This window comes from Pseudomonas wadenswilerensis, from assembly GCF_900497695.1.
Classification (GTDB): Bacteria; Pseudomonadota; Gammaproteobacteria; order Pseudomonadales; family Pseudomonadaceae; genus Aquipseudomonas; species Aquipseudomonas wadenswilerensis.
In genome coordinates this window covers 581,249-597,440 of sequence record NZ_UIDD01000001.1, presented here as the reverse complement: position 1 = coordinate 597,440, position 16,192 = coordinate 581,249, and the positions used below count along the sequence as shown (strand labels likewise).

General features: G+C 63.2%; 13 protein-coding genes. 11 read left to right on the top strand and 2 right to left on the bottom strand.

From position 1 onward, the window contains the following. The first annotated feature begins 53 nt into the window (after positions 1 to 53). From CCOS864_RS02845 to rarD, 3 genes are all read left to right on the top strand, one after another. Positions 54 to 1,955, top strand: coding sequence for a PhoX family protein (locus tag CCOS864_RS02845; protein WP_115084976.1), 1,902 nt, complete (start codon positions 54 to 56; stop codon positions 1,953 to 1,955). Positions 1,956 to 2,124: 169 nt separating this feature from the next. Then, positions 2,125 to 3,099 carry a serine/threonine protein kinase gene (locus CCOS864_RS02840; RefSeq protein WP_115084975.1) on the top strand — a complete coding sequence of 325 codons (975 nt, stop codon included), beginning with the start codon at positions 2,125 to 2,127 and terminating at the stop codon, positions 3,097 to 3,099. A 65-nt stretch (positions 3,100 to 3,164) separates the two neighbouring features. Continuing rightward, positions 3,165 to 4,052, top strand: a complete 888-nt coding sequence (gene rarD, locus CCOS864_RS02835) for an EamA family transporter RarD (protein WP_115084974.1) — start codon at positions 3,165 to 3,167, stop codon at positions 4,050 to 4,052. Between the two features lie 98 nt (positions 4,053 to 4,150). Here rarD and CCOS864_RS02830 read toward each other — a convergent pair whose 3' ends face one another. Continuing rightward, a complete protein-coding gene (locus tag CCOS864_RS02830) occupies positions 4,151 to 4,669 on the bottom strand; it encodes a glycine cleavage system transcriptional repressor (protein WP_115084973.1) in 519 nt (172 codons plus the stop codon). A 434-nt stretch (positions 4,670 to 5,103) separates the two neighbouring features. Between CCOS864_RS02830 and CCOS864_RS02825 the strand changes: the two genes are divergently transcribed. Continuing rightward, positions 5,104 to 7,281, top strand: a complete 2,178-nt coding sequence (locus CCOS864_RS02825; RefSeq protein ID WP_115084972.1) for a malate synthase G — start codon at positions 5,104 to 5,106, stop codon at positions 7,279 to 7,281. A 109-nt stretch (positions 7,282 to 7,390) separates the two neighbouring features. Here CCOS864_RS02825 and CCOS864_RS02820 read toward each other — a convergent pair whose 3' ends face one another. Then, complete coding sequence (locus CCOS864_RS02820; RefSeq protein ID WP_115085005.1) at positions 7,391 to 7,834, bottom strand: response regulator; 444 nt, start codon at positions 7,832 to 7,834, stop codon at positions 7,391 to 7,393. Positions 7,835 to 8,068: 234 nt separating this feature from the next. Here CCOS864_RS02820 and CCOS864_RS02815 point away from each other — a divergent pair, with 234 nt between their 5' ends. The 7 genes from CCOS864_RS02815 to CCOS864_RS28140 all read left to right on the top strand — a co-directional run bounded on the left by CCOS864_RS02815 (position 8,069) and on the right by CCOS864_RS28140 (position 16,176). Then, positions 8,069 to 10,006 (top strand): DUF294 nucleotidyltransferase-like domain-containing protein, encoded by a 1,938-nt coding sequence (locus CCOS864_RS02815; RefSeq protein WP_115085004.1) that lies wholly within the window; start codon positions 8,069 to 8,071, stop codon positions 10,004 to 10,006. After that, on the top strand, positions 10,003 to 10,713 hold the full coding sequence (locus tag CCOS864_RS02810) for a 3'-5' exonuclease (RefSeq protein ID WP_115084971.1): 711 nt from the start codon (positions 10,003 to 10,005) through the stop codon (positions 10,711 to 10,713). The genes CCOS864_RS02815 and CCOS864_RS02810 overlap by 4 nt, the downstream gene beginning before the upstream one ends. Before the next feature lie 95 nt (positions 10,714 to 10,808). Further along, positions 10,809 to 11,327, top strand: coding sequence for an RNA polymerase sigma factor (locus CCOS864_RS02805; RefSeq protein ID WP_115084970.1), 519 nt, complete (start codon positions 10,809 to 10,811; stop codon positions 11,325 to 11,327). Next, positions 11,324 to 12,289 carry a FecR domain-containing protein gene (locus CCOS864_RS02800; protein WP_115084969.1) on the top strand — a complete coding sequence of 322 codons (966 nt, stop codon included), beginning with the start codon at positions 11,324 to 11,326 and terminating at the stop codon, positions 12,287 to 12,289. The genes CCOS864_RS02805 and CCOS864_RS02800 overlap by 4 nt, the downstream gene beginning before the upstream one ends. Positions 12,290 to 12,437: 148 nt before the next feature. Then, the gene (locus CCOS864_RS02795; protein ID WP_115084968.1) at positions 12,438 to 14,864 is read left to right on the top strand and encodes a TonB-dependent siderophore receptor; all 2,427 of its coding nucleotides are present in this window, start codon (positions 12,438 to 12,440) and stop codon (positions 14,862 to 14,864) included. An 8-nt stretch (positions 14,865 to 14,872) separates the two neighbouring features. Then, positions 14,873 to 16,006, top strand: coding sequence for a PepSY-associated TM helix domain-containing protein (locus tag CCOS864_RS02790; RefSeq protein ID WP_115084967.1), 1,134 nt, complete (start codon positions 14,873 to 14,875; stop codon positions 16,004 to 16,006). Beyond that, complete coding sequence (locus tag CCOS864_RS28140; RefSeq protein WP_166675629.1) at positions 16,003 to 16,176, top strand: hypothetical protein; 174 nt, start codon at positions 16,003 to 16,005, stop codon at positions 16,174 to 16,176. The genes CCOS864_RS02790 and CCOS864_RS28140 overlap by 4 nt, the downstream gene beginning before the upstream one ends. Positions 16,177 to 16,192: the final 16 nt, after the last annotated feature.

Below are 16,192 nucleotides of genomic sequence, written 5' to 3'. Positions count from 1 at the left end.
AAACCGTCATGCACCCTGACTAAGGTGACTGCCAAACCCGCAGGAAGCCTGTCATGCACCTATTAGAAGAACATCAGCCAACCGACCTTGAACACCTGACCCGTCTCAGCCGCCGCCGCTTCATCGGCGCCGGCGCCTTGTGCGGCGCGGCGCTGTTTCTCGGTGGCAATCTGCTCAGCCGCAGCGTACTGGCGGCCAGCGTCAGCGCCGGCGGCAGCAGCCTGCTGGGCTTTGCCAGCATCCCCGCCGCCACCGCCGACAGCATCAGCCTGCCGCCAGGCTACAAGGCCCGGGTACTGATCAGTTGGGGCCAGCCGCTGCATGCCGACGCCCCGGCCTTCGACCCTTCCGGCAATGGCAGCGCCCTGGCGCAGGAACTGCAGTTCGGTGACCACAACGACGGCATGAGCCTGTTTCCCTTCCCCGGCGACGACGACCGCGCCTTGATGGCGATCAACAACGAGTACACCAACTACCGCTACCTGTTCAGCCATGGCGGCAAGCCGGCCTCTGCTGAAGAGGTGCACAAGGCCCAGGCCGCCGAAGGGGTGTCGGTGATCGAAGTGCGGCGCCGTGATGGCCAGTGGCAGTTCGTCCAGGACTCACCCTACAACCGGCGTATCCATGGCAACACACCCATCAGCCTGAATGGCCCGGCCGCCGGCGATGCACTGCTCAGAACCGCGGCCGACAACAGCGGGCGCAAGGCGCTGGGCACCTTCCAGAACTGCGCCAACGGCAAGACGCCGTGGGGTACTTACCTGACCTGCGAAGAGAACTTCACCGACTGCTTCGGCAGCAGCGATTCATCCCAGGCCTTCGACGCCGCACAGAAGCGCTACGGTGCCTCGCTCACCGGCAAGGAGGTCGACTGGCACCAGCACGACCCGCGCTTCGACCTGGCCAAGAACCCCAACGAACTGAACCGTCATGGCTGGGTGGTGGAAATCGATCCGTTCGATCCGCAATCGACTCCAGTCAAACGCACCGCCCTGGGCCGTTTCAAGCACGAGAACGCCGCTCTGGCCGAAACCCGCGACGGCCGCGCCGTGGTGTACATGGGCGACGATGAGCGTGGCGAGTTCATCTACAAGTTCATCAGCCGCGATCGCATCGACCACAAGAACGCCAACGCCAACCGCAACCTGCTGGACCACGGCACCCTGTATGTGGCGCGCTTCGACGATGGCGACCATAACCTTGATCATCCGCGCGGCAAGGGCCAATGGCTGGAGCTGACCCATGGCAAGAACGGCCTCAACGCCGCCAACGGTTTTGCCAGCCAGGCCCAGGTACTGATCCATGCGCGCCTGGCCGCCAGCCACCTCAAGGCCACGCGCATGGACCGCCCGGAGTGGATCGTGGTCAGCCCCAGGGACGGCCAGGTCTATTGCACCCTGACCAACAACGTCAAACGCGGTGAAGAAGGCCAGCCAGTCGGCGGCCCCAACCCGCGCGAGAAGAACGTCTACGGGCAGATCCTGCGCTGGCGCGAAAGCGCCGATGACCATGGCGCGATGAGCTTCGACTGGGACCTGTTTGTAGTAGCGGGTAATCCGGCCGTGCATGCCGGTGATGCCAAGGCAGGTTCCGCCAACATCACCCCACAGAACATGTTCAACAGCCCTGATGGCCTGGGCTTCGATGCCGATGGCCGCTTGTGGATCCTGACTGACGGCGATTACAGCAACAATGGTGACTTTGCCGGCATGGGCAACAACCAGATGCTCTGCGCCGACCCGGCCAGTGGTGAGATCCGCCGCTTCATGGTCGGGCCGGTGGCGTGCGAAGTGACGGGGATCGCCTTCGCTCCGGATCAGCGCACCTTGTTCGTCGGTATTCAGCATCCGGGGGAAACCGGTGGCTCGACCTTTCCCGAGCACCTGCCCGACGGCAAGCCGCGCTCCTCGGTGATGGCGATCAGCAGGGAGGATGGCGGGATCGTTGGGGGTTGAGTCTGTGCAGCCCAATCTATAGGAGCGGCGATGCGGCGACCCGACGTACCCCGCGATGACCCCAGTGCAGACGGCACATCAGGTGGTGTCTGCATCGCGGGGCAAGCCCGCTCCCACACGAGCCGCCGATGTGCGATACCATGCAGGGAACCGCACAGCAGGAGCGAGCATGTCCCACCCCTTTGAAACACTCACCCCCGACCTGGTCCTCGACGCCGTGGAAAGCATCGGCTTTCTCAGCGACGCCCGGGTGCTGGCACTGAACAGCTACGAGAACCGGGTCTACCAGGTGGGTATCGAAGGGGCTGAACCACTGATCGCCAAGTTCTACCGCCCGGACCGCTGGACCGACGCGGCGATCCTCGAGGAGCACAGCTTTACCGCTGAACTGGCCGAATGCGAAGTGCCGGTGGTCGCGCCACTTGTCCACAACGACAAGACCCTGTTCGAACACAGCGGCTTTCGCTTCACCCTGTTCCCGCGCCGCGGTGGCCGTGCACCAGAGCCGGGCAACCTCGATCAGCTGTATCGCCTTGGGCAACTGCTCGGCCGTCTGCATGGGGTCGGCGCCACCCGCCCGTTCGAGCACCGTGAAGCACTGGCCGTGGATAACTTCGGCCACGCCTCGCTCAATACCCTGCTCGAAGGCAACTTCATCCCCAAAAGCCTGCTGCCGGCCTTCGAGTCGGTGGCCCGCGACCTGCTCAAGCGGGTCGAGGCGGTTTACGCCAGCACCCCGCACCAGGTCATTCGCCTGCACGGCGACTGCCACCCGGGCAACATGATGTGCCGCGACGAGGTGTTTCACATCGTCGACCTCGATGACTGCCGCACGGGCCCGGCGGTCCAGGATTTGTGGATGATGCTTGCCGGCGATCGCCACGAGCGCCTGGGCCAGTTGGCCGAGCTGATGGATGGCTACAACGAGTTCCACGATTTTGATCCGCGCGAGCTGGCCCTGATCGAACCCCTGCGCGCCCTGCGCCTGTTGCACTACAGTGCCTGGCTGGCCCGGCGCTGGGACGACCCGGCGTTCCCGCGCAGCTTCCCCTGGTTCGGCCAGGAGCGTTACTGGGGCGACCAGATCCTCGCCCTGCGTGAGCAAATGGCGGCACTGGATGAAGAACCGCTGAAATTGTTCTGAAGCGTGCGCGAGTCTGTCTACAATAGCCCCCTGCTTTTAGATAGCTGCCTAAGCAAGGAATCTGCATGCACGCCGCCAACCCGCGCCGCGGGTACATCCTGGGCCTGAGCGCCTACATCATCTGGGGTTTGTTCCCGCTCTACTTCAAAGCGCTGCAAAGCGTTCCCGCCGTGGAAATCATCGTCCACCGGGTGCTCTGGTCAGCCCTGTTCGGCTCGTTGCTGCTACTGGTCTGGAAACATCCTGGCTGGTTGCGCGAGCTGCGCGACAACCCCAAACGCCTGGCAATCCTGGCCCTGAGTGGCTCGCTGATCGCCGGCAACTGGCTGACCTACGTGTGGTCGGTCAACAACGGGCGCATGCTCGAAGCCAGCCTGGGCTACTACATCAACCCATTGGTCAATGTGTTGCTGGGCATGCTCTTGCTCGGTGAGCGCCTGCGCCGCCTGCAGTGGGTAGCCGTGGGCCTGGCTGCACTCGGGGTGGCCCAGCAGGTCTGGCAGGTCGGCAGCCTGCCCTGGGTATCGCTGGTGCTGGCACTGAGCTTCGGCTTCTACGGCCTGATCCGCAAACAGGCGCCGGTCGCCGCCCTGCCCGGGCTGGTGGTGGAAACCTGGATGCTGGTACCGCTGGCCATCGGCTGGATGCTGCTCAACCCCATGGCCCATAGCGCCCAGGCGAGCTTCTACACCAGCAGCGAAGCCCTGTGGCTGATAGCCGCCGGCCCGGTGACACTGGTGCCACTTGTGTGTTTCAACGCCGCCGCCCGGCATCTGCCTTACACCACCCTGGGCTTCCTGCAATACCTGGCGCCTACCCTGGTACTGCTGCAGGCGGTGTGGCTGTTTGGCGAGCATCTGTCGAGCAGCACCCTGGTGGCCTTCATGTTCATCTGGGCGGGCCTGGCGCTGTACAGCGTGGATGCCTGGCTGAGCCTGCGCCGGCGCAGCTGATCAAAAAACGTACAAAGCCATGCAGGCCACGCAATTAGTGGCCTGCAGCGACATCTCCCAAGGTTATCCACAGGCGCATCCCCGATAAACCGGGATAACTAATCCTCAGGGCGCAGGTTCAATTCCACCATCAGGTCGTCGGCCAACGCCTCCAGTTTGCCCTGCAAGACATCCAGCGACAGTGTCAGCGGCACGGCCAGCAAGGCATCGGCATGGAACAGCGGCTCGCTGCTCATCGGCGCCGGGCGCACCTCGGTGGTCAGGCGCTCGACGTTGACGCCCTGGTCGGCCAGCAAGCGGGTAATGTCGCGGACGATACCCGGGCGGTCATTGCCCACCAGTTCCATGGCGATCGGCTTCCAGGTGCAGGACGGCTCGATGCCGCTTTCGGCGATCAGCACACGAATGTCGTACTTGCCCAGGGCCTGCAGCGCCTCGACCAGCTCATCGTAGGACTCGGCCGGCACCGCCACCTTGAGAATGCCGGCAAATTGCCCGGCCATCCGCGACATGCGGCTCTCCAACCAGTTACCGTTATGCTCGGCAATACATTCAGCGATACGCTCGACCTGCCCGGCCTTATCGGGGGCGATCACTGTCAATACGAGATGATCCACGCGGCAACCCTCTGCTTTTAACGTTCAGCCCCGAAATCAAAGGGCGCGGAGAAAGTATAGGCAAGGCGCGGCAACCTGCCGCAGGAGCTTCGAATGACTAATCGTGTACTGTTTCAAGATTTATCTGGAACAATCTTCCGGTTTTTTGAGAACATACCGATTCCCAGCGTGACCCTATGCGACCAATTGGTCGCAGAACGACGTATTTAGTCTAATTTTCACAACCGCAGCGCATCATGTAGTATGCCGCAGCGCGGACTACAAAACGTTGGATCGATGTCTGCCAAGGCGCCTGTGAAAATACGCCAACGCCCGCCAGCCTGTCTGGCAGGCCGCACCCAGCCGCCCGCGAGGGCATGTTCTGGTGCCGTGTTTAGAGAAGCGCGCAAGGCTTAAATAGAAGAGCTGAATAGCTGAGCAGAGTGAGGCAAGCAATGACTGAACACGTTCAAGTCGGTGGCCTTCAGGTCGCCAAAGTCCTGTTCGACTTCGTGAACAACGAAGCCATTCCCGGAACCGGCGTCAACGCCGAACAATTCTGGGTGGGTGCGGAAAAGATCATCAACGACCTCGCTCCAAAGAACAAAGCACTGCTGGCCAAACGTGACGCACTGCAGGCGCAGATCGACGCCTGGCACCAGGCGCGCAAAGGCCAGGCTCACGATGCCGTGGCTTACAAAGCCTTCCTTCAGGACATCGGTTACCTGCTGCCAGAAGCGGCAGACTTCCAGGCCTCGACCCAGAACGTCGACGACGAAATCGCTCGCATGGCCGGCCCGCAGCTGGTGGTGCCGGTCATGAACGCCCGCTTTGCCCTGAACGCCTCCAACGCCCGTTGGGGTTCGCTGTACGACGCGCTGTATGGCACCGACGCCATCAGCGAAGCCGGCGGCGCGGAGAAAGGCAAAGGCTACAACAAGGTTCGCGGCGACAAGGTAATTGCCTTCGCCCGTGCCTTCCTCGACGAATCGGCGCCACTGGCTGCTGGTTCCCATGTCGATTCCAGCGCTTACCGCATCGAAGGCGGCAAGCTGGTGGTCGCCCTCAAGGGTGGCAGCAACAGCGGCCTGCGCGATGACGCCCAGCTGATCGGTTACCAGGGCGACGCCTCGGCGCCGACCGCGATCCTGCTCAAGCACAACGGCCTGCACTTCGAAATCCAGATCAACGCCAGCACCCCGGTCGGCCAGACCGATGCCGCCGGTGTCAAAGACGTGCTGATGGAAGCCGCCCTGACCACCATCATGGACTGCGAAGACTCGGTCGCTGCCGTCGATGCCGACGACAAAGTGGTGATCTACCGCAACTGGCTGGGCCTGATGAAAGGCGACCTGGCCGAAAGCGTCAGCAAAGGTGGCCAGACCTTCACCCGGACCATGAACCCGGACCGCGAGTACACCGCGCCAAACGGTGGCTCGGTCAGCCTGCACGGCCGTTCGCTGCTGTTCGTGCGCAACGTCGGTCACCTGATGACCATCGATGCCATCCTCGACAAGGACGGCAACGAAGTGCCGGAAGGCATCCTCGATGGCCTGGTCACCAGCCTGGCTTCGATCCACAACCTCAACGGCAATACCAGCCGCAAGAACAGCCGCACCGGCTCCATGTACATCGTCAAACCGAAGATGCATGGCCCGGAAGAAGCAGCGTTCACCAACGAACTGTTCGGCCGTATCGAAGATGCCCTGGGCCTCAAGCGCAACACCCTGAAGGTCGGCATCATGGACGAGGAGCGCCGCACCACGGTCAACCTCAAGGCCTGCATCAAGGCTGCCAGTGAGCGCGTGGTGTTCATCAACACCGGCTTCCTCGACCGTACCGGTGACGAGATCCATACCTCCATGGAAGCCGGCGCCGTGGTGCGCAAGGGTGCCATGAAGACCCAGAAGTGGATCGGCGCCTACGAGAACTCCAACGTCGACATCGGCCTGGCCACCGGCCTGCAAGGCCGCGCCCAGATCGGTAAAGGCATGTGGGCCATGCCGGACCTGATGGCCGACATGCTCGAGCAGAAGATCGCTCACCCGCTGGCCGGTGCCAACACCGCCTGGGTGCCATCGCCGACGGCCGCAGCGCTGCACGCCCTGCACTACCACAAGGTTGACGTGTTCGCCCGTCAGGCGGAACTGGCCAAGCGCGCACCGGCTTCGGTCGATGACATCCTGACCATCCCGCTGGCGGCCGACACGAACTGGTCGGACGAAGAAAAACGCAACGAGCTGGACAACAACGCCCAGGGCATCCTTGGTTATGTCGTGCGCTGGATCGACCAGGGTGTCGGTTGCTCGAAAGTGCCGGACATCAACGATGTCGGCCTGATGGAAGACCGCGCCACCCTGCGGATTTCCGCGCAGTTGCTGGCCAACTGGCTGCGTCACGGCGTGGTCAGCGAAGCGCAGATCCTCGAAAGCCTCAAGCGCATGGCGCCGGTGGTCGACAAGCAGAACGCCAACGACCCGCTGTACCGCCCGCTGGCACCGGACTTCGACAACAACATCGCCTTCCAGGCGGCGGTCGAACTGGTCGTCGAAGGCACCAAGCAACCGAACGGTTATACCGAGCCGGTGCTGCATCGTCGTCGCCGTGAGTTCAAGGCCAGGAACGGCCTGTAGCATCCTCGGGGGCTGCTTTGCAGCCCCATCGCTGGCAAGCCAGCTCCCACAGGGTCGGTGAATGCAGTACCTGTGGGAGCTGGCTTGCCAGCGATGAGGCCAGACCTGCCTAAGAAATCCCCAGTTCCCTGCGCACCAACTCCACCAGTTTGTCCAGATCGATCGGCTTGAGCAGAAAGTCGACAACGCTCAAGTGCATCGCCTCGATGGCGTCCTGCACATCCGCAGCCCCTGACACGATGATGATCGGCATCGCCGCGCGCTCCGATTCGCGTATGTGTCGAATCAGCTCAAGACCACCGAAAGCGCCCATGCGCAGGTCGGTGATCACCAGGCCAATACCCCGCTCCTTGACCAGGCACTCCAGCGCCTGCTTGCCGCTGCTCGCGGTCAGGCACTTGATACGCTTGGAGCTCAGGTACCTGGCCAGGGCTTCGCGGGCCACACGGTTGTCATCAACGATCAATACCTTCAGCGGCGCAGCCGGTGGCGCCGTTACCGATGCCAGCGCCTCACGCTCGTCCTCGCTCAGTATGTCTTCATGGTCGGACATGGCTGCCTCATCATCAATGACCTGCAAAATGTCCTGTGAATCAGTTCAGACTGCATTCAGATTACTTGCAAACTGCCTTTCGTCGGGTAATTGACACATGACGCACTGCTTCAACACCCTGACGCGGTTTATAGACTTACGTCCAATGGGCACTGAGCACCCCGCGACCGACCATGAAGGTCGAAAACAACAAGGTCGATGATCACAGTTCGACACAAAGACGCGGTAATGCTCATGAGCAAAATGGACGCCTTCGCCCAGGCAGGAAAATCTGCAGTGATGCAGAACATCCAGGGGACCATGCAATTCTTGCAACGCTTTCCACCCTTCAATCAGATGGAGAATGCCCACCTGGCGTTTCTCGTCGAACAGTGCCAGCTGCGCTTCTATGCGGCCAATGACAGCATCATCAAGCCCGCTGACGGCCCGGTCGAGCACTTCTACATCGTCAAGCAAGGCCGTGTGGTCGGTGAGCGTCAGCACGTGACCCGCCCGGGCACCGAAACCACCTTCGAGATCACCAGCGGCGAGTGTTTCCCCCTCGCCGCCTTGCTCGGCGAACGGGCTACCCGCACCGAACACCTGGCAGGCGAAGACACCTTCTGCCTGCAATTGAACAAGGCCGCGTTCATCCGCCTGTTCACCCTCTCCGAAGCCTTCCGTGACTTCGCCCTGCGCGGGGTCAGCAGCCTGCTCGACCAGGTCAACCAGCAGGTCCAGCGTCGCGCCGTGGAAACCCTCGGCAACCAGTATTCGCTGAACACCCGCCTGGGCGAACTGGCCATGCGTCATCCGGTGGTCTGCGATCCGGCTACGCCGCTGCGTGAAGCGGTGCGCCTGATGCACGAGCAGCAGGTCGGCAGCATTGTCATTGTCGACGAGCAGCGCTTTCCCATCGGTATCTTCACCCTGCGCGACCTGCGCCAGGTGGTGGCCGATGCCAGCGCCGACTTCGCCCAGCCGATCAACCGGCACATGACCGCCTCGCCCTTCTACCTGAGCCCGCAAGCCAGTGCCTTCGATGCCGCCATCGCCATGACCGAGCGGCATATTGCCCACGTCTGCCTGGTCGAAGAGCGGCGCTTGTGTGGCGTGGTGTCGGAGCGAGACCTGTTCTCCCTGCAACGGGTTGACCTGGTGCACCTGGCGCGCACCATCCGCCACGCCAGCCGGGTCGAAAACCTGGTGTCATTGCGCGGCGAAATCAGCCAGTTGGTCGAGCGCATGCTGGCCCATGGCGCCTCGTCGACACAGATTACCCAGATCATTACCCTGCTCAACGACCACACCGTGTGCCGGGTGATCGAGCTGGCCATCGAAGACAAGGGCGACCCGGGCGTGCCGTTCAGCTGGCTGTGCTTCGGCAGTGAAGGCCGGCGTGAACAGACCCTGCACACCGACCAGGACAACGGCATCATTTTCGAAGCCCGCGATGCCGCCCATGCCGCCGAGATTCGCGGCCGCCTGCTGCCGCTGGCCCAGCACATCAACCAGGGCCTGGCGCAATGCGGCTTCAGCCTGTGCAAGGGCAACATCATGGCCGGCAACCCCGAGCTGTGCCTGTCCCGCGCCGAATGGGCAAGGCGCTTTGCCGCCTTCATTCGTGAAGCCACGCCGGAGAACCTGCTGGCTTCGAGCATCTACTTCGACCTGCGGGTGGTCTGGGGCGATGAGCAGGCCTGTGAACAACTGCGCCAGAGCATCCTTGAGCAGGTGGCCGACAACCGCCTGTTCCAGCGCATGATGGCTGACAACGCCCTGCGCCAGCGCCCGCCGGTGGGCCGTTTCCGAGAATTCGTGCTGACCCGCCAGGGTAACGACAAGGCCGCCACCCTCGATCTCAAGGTCCAGGGCCTGACGCCGTTCGTCGATGGCGCACGCTTGCTGGCCCTGGCCAACGGCATCGGCGCCAACAACACCCTGGAGCGCCTGCGCCAACTGGTGGCCAGGGAAGTGATCGACCCGCTCGACGGCGCCGCTTATGAAGAGGCCTACCACTTCATTCAGCAAACCCGTATGCAGCAACATCAACTACAGAGCCGGCAAAATCTGCCCTACTCCAACCGGGTCGACCCTGACAGCCTCAACCACTTGGACCGGCGCATTTTGCGCGAGTCCCTGCGCCAGGCGCAGCGCCTGCAAAGCAGCCTGGCCCTGCGGTACCAGCTATGAGCCTGTTTGCCTGGCTGCGCCCCAGCCCACCACGGCTCGACGAGCAACTGCGCCAGCGCGTGCAACAGCTGACTGCCCCGGCGCCGCTGGCCGAACATAGCCTGCGCCAGCAGCGCTGGGTGGTGCTCGACCTGGAAACCAGCGGCCTGAACCTCAACCGTGACCACGTGCTGTCGATTGGCGCGGTGGTGATCGAAGACGGTGCCATCGACTTCCGCCAGCAGTTCGAACGTACCCTGCACCAGCGCGACCACAAGCTCACCTCCAGTGTGCTGATCCACGGCCTGGGGCCCAGCGCCATCGCTGCTGGCTGTGACCCGGCCCAAGCCCTGCTTGAGCTGATGGACTTTATCGGCGACAGCCCGTTACTGGCCTTCCATGCGCCGTTCGATCAACGCATGCTCAGCCGCGCTTTGAAGGACCATCTCGGTTATCGCCTGCAGCACCCGTTCTTCGATGTCGCGGAACTGGCACCCCTGCTCAACCCGCAGATCACCCTGCGCGAAGCCGGGCTGGATGACTGGACCGCTTACTTCAACCTGGAAGCCGCCGAGCGCCACAACGCCAGTGCCGATGCCCTGGTCACCGCCGAGCTGGCGCTGATCCTGTTCAGCCAGGCCCGGCGCCAGCAACTGGACAGTCCGGCTCTGCTTGACCAACAGTTGCATCGCCTGCGCAGGCGTCGGCAACAAAGTCATGGCTTTTAAGCATCATCCGATGAGCGTGAATTGCGTCTGATGGGGAGCTTCTGCGACAATCGCGAATAATTCTCGTTAGTTAACGCATCTTTTCGGGGAACGCCTTGTCGTCTGTGCAAAGCCCACACACTGAGCTGGTCGGTACGCTGTACCGTGACCATCGCAGTTGGCTGCTCGCCTGGCTGCGACGCAATATCGCCTGCGCCGAGCGCGCCGAAGACCTGAGCCAGGACACCTTCGTGCGCCTGCTCGGGCGCGAGCAATTGCCTGCGCCACGCGAACCCCGGGCGTTCCTGCTGGCCATTGCCAGGGGCCTGCTGTTCGACCACTTTCGCCGCGCCGCACTGGAGCAGGCGTATCTGGCCGAGCTGATGCTGATCCCCGAAGCCGAGCAGCCCTCCCCCGAAGAACAACACTTGATCCTCGAAGACCTCAAGGCCATCGACCGCCTGCTTGGCAAGCTGTCGAGCAAGGCCCGGGCAGCATTCCTGTATAACCGCCTGGACGGCCTGGGCCATGCCGAGATCGCCGAACGCCTGGGCGTTTCCGTATCGCGGGTGCGCCAGTACCTGGCCCAGGGCATGCGCCAGTGCTACGTGGCGCTGTACGGTGAACCGACATGAATAACAAGCCGGTTTCGGCGCGGGTGCTGGATGCCGCGATCGCCTGGCAGCTGTGCCTGGACTCGGGCAGTGGCAGCACCGACGAACGCGCCGAGTTCGCCCGCTGGCATGCCGCCAACGAAGAACACGCGCGCGCCTGGATGCAACTGGGCATGCTCGACCAGCGCTTCAGCGCCGCGGCCGGCCCTGCGCGCCAGGCCCTGCTGCAATCACGCGCCGGTCTGCGCCAACGGGTACGCAAGCTGGGCAGCGGCCTGGCCAGCCTGGTGCTGGTGGTGGGTCTGCTGAGCTGGGTCAGTGCCCATCAGACGCTGGGCTACTGGCTGGCCGATCAACGCACCGGCACGGGTGAGCAGCGTACCTTGCGCCTCACCGATGGCACCCTGATCAGCCTCAACACCCATTCGGCAGTGGATATCCGCTTCGACGAGCAAGAGCGCCTGATCGTGTTGCACGAAGGTGAAATCTCTATCGAGACCGGCCACAAGGACGATCGCCCGTTTGTAGTCACTACCGAGGACGGCCGCATGCGCGCACTGGGTACGCGCTTCCTGGTCAGGCTCGAAGACCAGGGCACGCGCCTGAGCGTGCTGCAGTCGGCGGTGGCTGCCCGGCCGCAGAACAGCGGCGACGAGCAAATCTTCAAAGAAGGCCAGCAAGTGCTAATGAGCCACGACCGCTTGGGCCGGGCTGACGGCCTGGCCGCCGGTGCCGATGCCTGGACCCGCGGCATGCTGGTGGTCGACAACGTGCGCCTGGCCGATCTGGTCGACGAGCTGGGACGTTACCGCAGCGGGCATCTGGGGGTTGCTGCGGATGTAGCGGACCTGCGCATTACCGGCAGCTTCCCGCTCAACGATACCGACCTGGCGCTGACCTCGTTGCTGCCGACCTTGCCGGTGCAGATCGAACAGCGCACACCGTGGTGGGTGACGGTGGTAGCTAAACGCGATACGCACTGAGGGCCCGATGCGGGCCCTGTGGGAGCGGGCTTGCCCCGCGATAGGCATGAAATAGAAATCGAAATTATTTCCACTACCCCCTGACACTTTTCCCAACTCACTCGGCAAGGAAGCTAGTTAGCACTTACTTCCGTCGAGGAGCCGCTGTATGTCCCGCGCTTTTGAGAACTTCCTGCGTCCCAGCCTGCTGGCCGTGGCCATTGCCCTGACAGCGCCTCTGGCGAGTAGCCCGCTGATCGCCGCCGAGCAATCGGGCAACCTGCGCAGCTACAACCTGCCCGCAGCCCCGCTGTCCACCACGCTCAACCAGATCGCCAGCCAGGCCGGCATCGCCCTGGCCCTGGACCCAAGCCTGGCCAGCGGCCGCACCTCGGCGCCGGTCAGCGGCCAGTACGACGGCGTCGGCGCCCTGCAGGCGGCCCTGCGCGGCACCGGCCTGCAACTGCAACAGAGCAGCGCCGGCACCTATAGCCTGGTTGCGGCACCCGAAGGCACCCTGGCCCTGCCGGAAACCAGCGTCAATGCACGCAGCGACTATGAAAGCGCCTGGGGCCCGGCCACCGGCTTCACCGCCACCCGCACCGCAGCCGGGACCAAAACCGACACTCCGATCGTTGAAGTGCCGCGCTCGATGAGCGTGATCACCCGTGAGCAGCTGGACGACCGCCAGGTCCTCAACCTCAACGACGCCCTGCGCTACACCGCCGGCGTACAAAGCAGCGGTTACGGCTCCGACACCCGCGCCGACTGGCTGCGCGTGCGGGGTTTCGACCCGACCCAGTTCCTCGACGGCCTGCCGCTGCCGAAGGGCTCGTTCGCCAACCCGAAAGTCGAGCCGTGGAACCTGGAGCGCATCGCCGTGCTGCGTGGCCCGGCATCGTCGGTTTATGGCCAGACCCCACCCGGCGGCATGCTCGACATGGTCAGCCGTCGCCCCCAGGCTGAAAGCGCCCACCAGATCGAAGCTCAGGTCGGCAGCAACAACCACCGCCAGATCAACTTCGACAGCACCGGCAAGATCGATGACCAAGGCCAGTTCCTGTACCGTGTCAGCGGTGTCGTACGCGACAGTGGCGCGCCGACCGATCATGTTCCGGACAAGCGCTACAACCTCGCGCCAAGCCTGACCTGGAACATGGATGAAGACACCAGCCTGACCTTCATCACCCAGTTCACCCGTGACGATACCGGGATCAGCGGCCAGTTCCTGCCGCTGCAGGGCACCAAGCTGGGCTCGCCGGCCGGTGATATCTCCCACCACAAGAACCTCGGTGACCCGGACTGGGAATTCTACGACCGCACCTACTACGCCCTGGGCTATGCCTTCGAACACCGTCTGAACGATGTCTGGCAGTTCCGCCAGAACCTGCGCTACACCAAGAGCGACCTGTCGTTCCAGGGTATCAACGTCGCGACCATGAACAACGACACGATCCAGCCTGACGGCACCGTTCCTCGCGAGACCGGCATCGTCAACGAAGACATCAGCCAGTTCGCCGTCGACAACAACTTCCAGGCCGACTTCCAGACCGGCGCCCTGAGCCATACCCTGCTGATCGGCCTCGACCACCAGCGCTCGAACACCAACTACCGCTGGGACTACGGCCTGAGCCCGAGCGTGCCGCCAGGCAACGTGATCAACCCGCCGTACGGCCAGGACTTTTCCAAGGTGGATTACTTCACCATGTACGACTACGGCCAGAAAATCCGTCAGACCGGCTTCTACGTGCAAGACCAGATCGCCCTCGACAACTGGCGCCTGACCCTGGGCGGGCGTGAAGACTGGGTGCACACCGGCACCACCTTCCACAACCAGAACGATGCGACCAGCACCGAGCGCGACAAGGCCTTCACCGGCAACGTCGGCCTGAGCTACGTGTTCGACAACGGCGTGACCCCGTACGTCTCCTACACCGAGTCGTTCCAGCCGACTACCGGCGCCGCCGTCGCCTCCACCGATTCGTTCAAACCGACCGAAGGCCGCCAATACGAAGTCGGCATCAAGTACCAGCCGGTTGGCAGCAAGAACCTCTACACCGCAGCCGTGTATGACCTGCGCCAGGACAACGTGAAAGTCACCGAAGGCAACATCACCCAGCAGGTTGGCCAGTTGCAGGTTCGCGGCCTTGAGCTGGAGGCCACCACACAGGTGACCGAAAACCTCAAGCTGATCGGTTCCTACAGCTACACCGATACCGAGATCCTCAAGGGTGCGGCCAACGAGCAAGGTAACCGCATGGCGCTGATCCCGCGCAACCAGGCGACCCTGTGGGCCGACTACACCTGGCACAGCGGCCTGCTCGACGGCTTCGGCGTCGGCGGTGGCGTGCGTTATGTCGGTGACAACTACGGCAACACCACCAACACCGATCTCGGTTATGTCGGCTCCTACACCGTCTACGACGCGTCGGTGCATTACGATCTGGGCCGCAAGGTCAGCACGCTCAAGGGCATGACCGTCGCCGTCGAAGCCAAGAACCTGTTCAACAAGGACTACCTGGCCAACTGCGACGGTTACTGGTGCTACTACGGTGACGAGCGCAATGTGGTCGCCAGCGTCAATTACAAGTTCTAAGGCCGCGGATGAAAAGCCGAACCATCCGTCGCTGGTCCTTCGTTCACACCTGGACCAGCCTGATCTGCACCCTGTTCCTGCTGATGCTGGCAGTCACCGGCTTGCCGTTGATCTTTCATCACGAGATCGACCACCTGCTGGGCGATGCCCCCGAGCTCAAGCAGATGCCGGCCGACACACCCAAGCTCGATTTGCAGGAACTGGTGCTCAAGGCCCAGGCCCATCGCCCTGGCGAGGTGATGCAGTACTTCGGCTGGGATGAGGACGACAGCAACGGCGTGATCGCAATCATGGCCGCCACCGCAGGCACCGAACCGAATTCGTCGCACACGTTCATGCTCGATGCACGCAGCGGCGAAGCGGTGGAAATGCCTTCGGCCAATGGCGGCTTCATGATGACCATGCTGCGCCTGCATGTGGACATGTTCGCCGGGCTGCCCGGCAAGCTGCTGCTGGCGTTCATGGGGCTGTTATTCGTGGTGGCGATCATCTCCGGCGTGGTGCTCTATGCACCGTTCATGCGCCGGGTGAAATTCGCTACCGTGCGCAACGACAAGTCCACACGCCTGCGCTGGCTCGACCTGCACAACCTGATCGGCATCGTCACCCTGACCTGGGCGCTGGTGGTTGGGGTTACCGGGGTCATCAGCGCCCTGTCGGATCTGGTCATCGCGGCGTGGCGCAACGAAAGCCTGACGGCGATGGTCGCGCCCTACCGCGATGCACCGCCGCTAATGGAGCTTGCGCCGGTCAGCCGCGTGCTGGATATCGCCGCCGACGCCGCACCGGGCATGCAGCCGGACTTCATCGCCTTCCCCGGCACGCGTTTCTCCAGCGAGCATCACTATGCGGTGTTCATGAAGGGCAGCACACACCTGACCGCACACCTGCTGACCCCGGTGCTGATCGACGCCAGTAACCTTGAAGTCACCGCCATCGGTGACCGGCCCTGGTACATGGACGCCATGGGCCTGTCGCAGCCACTGCACTTCGGTGATTACGGCGGCCGGCCGATGCAAGTTCTCTGGGCAGTGCTGGATGTGCTGACCATCATCGTGCTGGGTAGCGGGGTGTACCTGTGGGTAGTGCGCCGGCGGGCCAGCAAGCCGGTGGCGGTGGCACAAGCGGAGACGGTGCAATGAAGCGCAAGTCGTCAGGTTTCTGGAGCGTGTTCGGCATGCCAGTGGCGATAGCACTGGTGGGCACGCTGGGCCTGTTTGCCGCCTTGCTTGGCGATGGCTGGTGGGATGCGCTGGCCTGGGCGGGGTTGGGCTTGCCAGCGCTGTACAGCTTGCGCGGCTTGGCTCGATAGCAATCGCGGGGCAAGC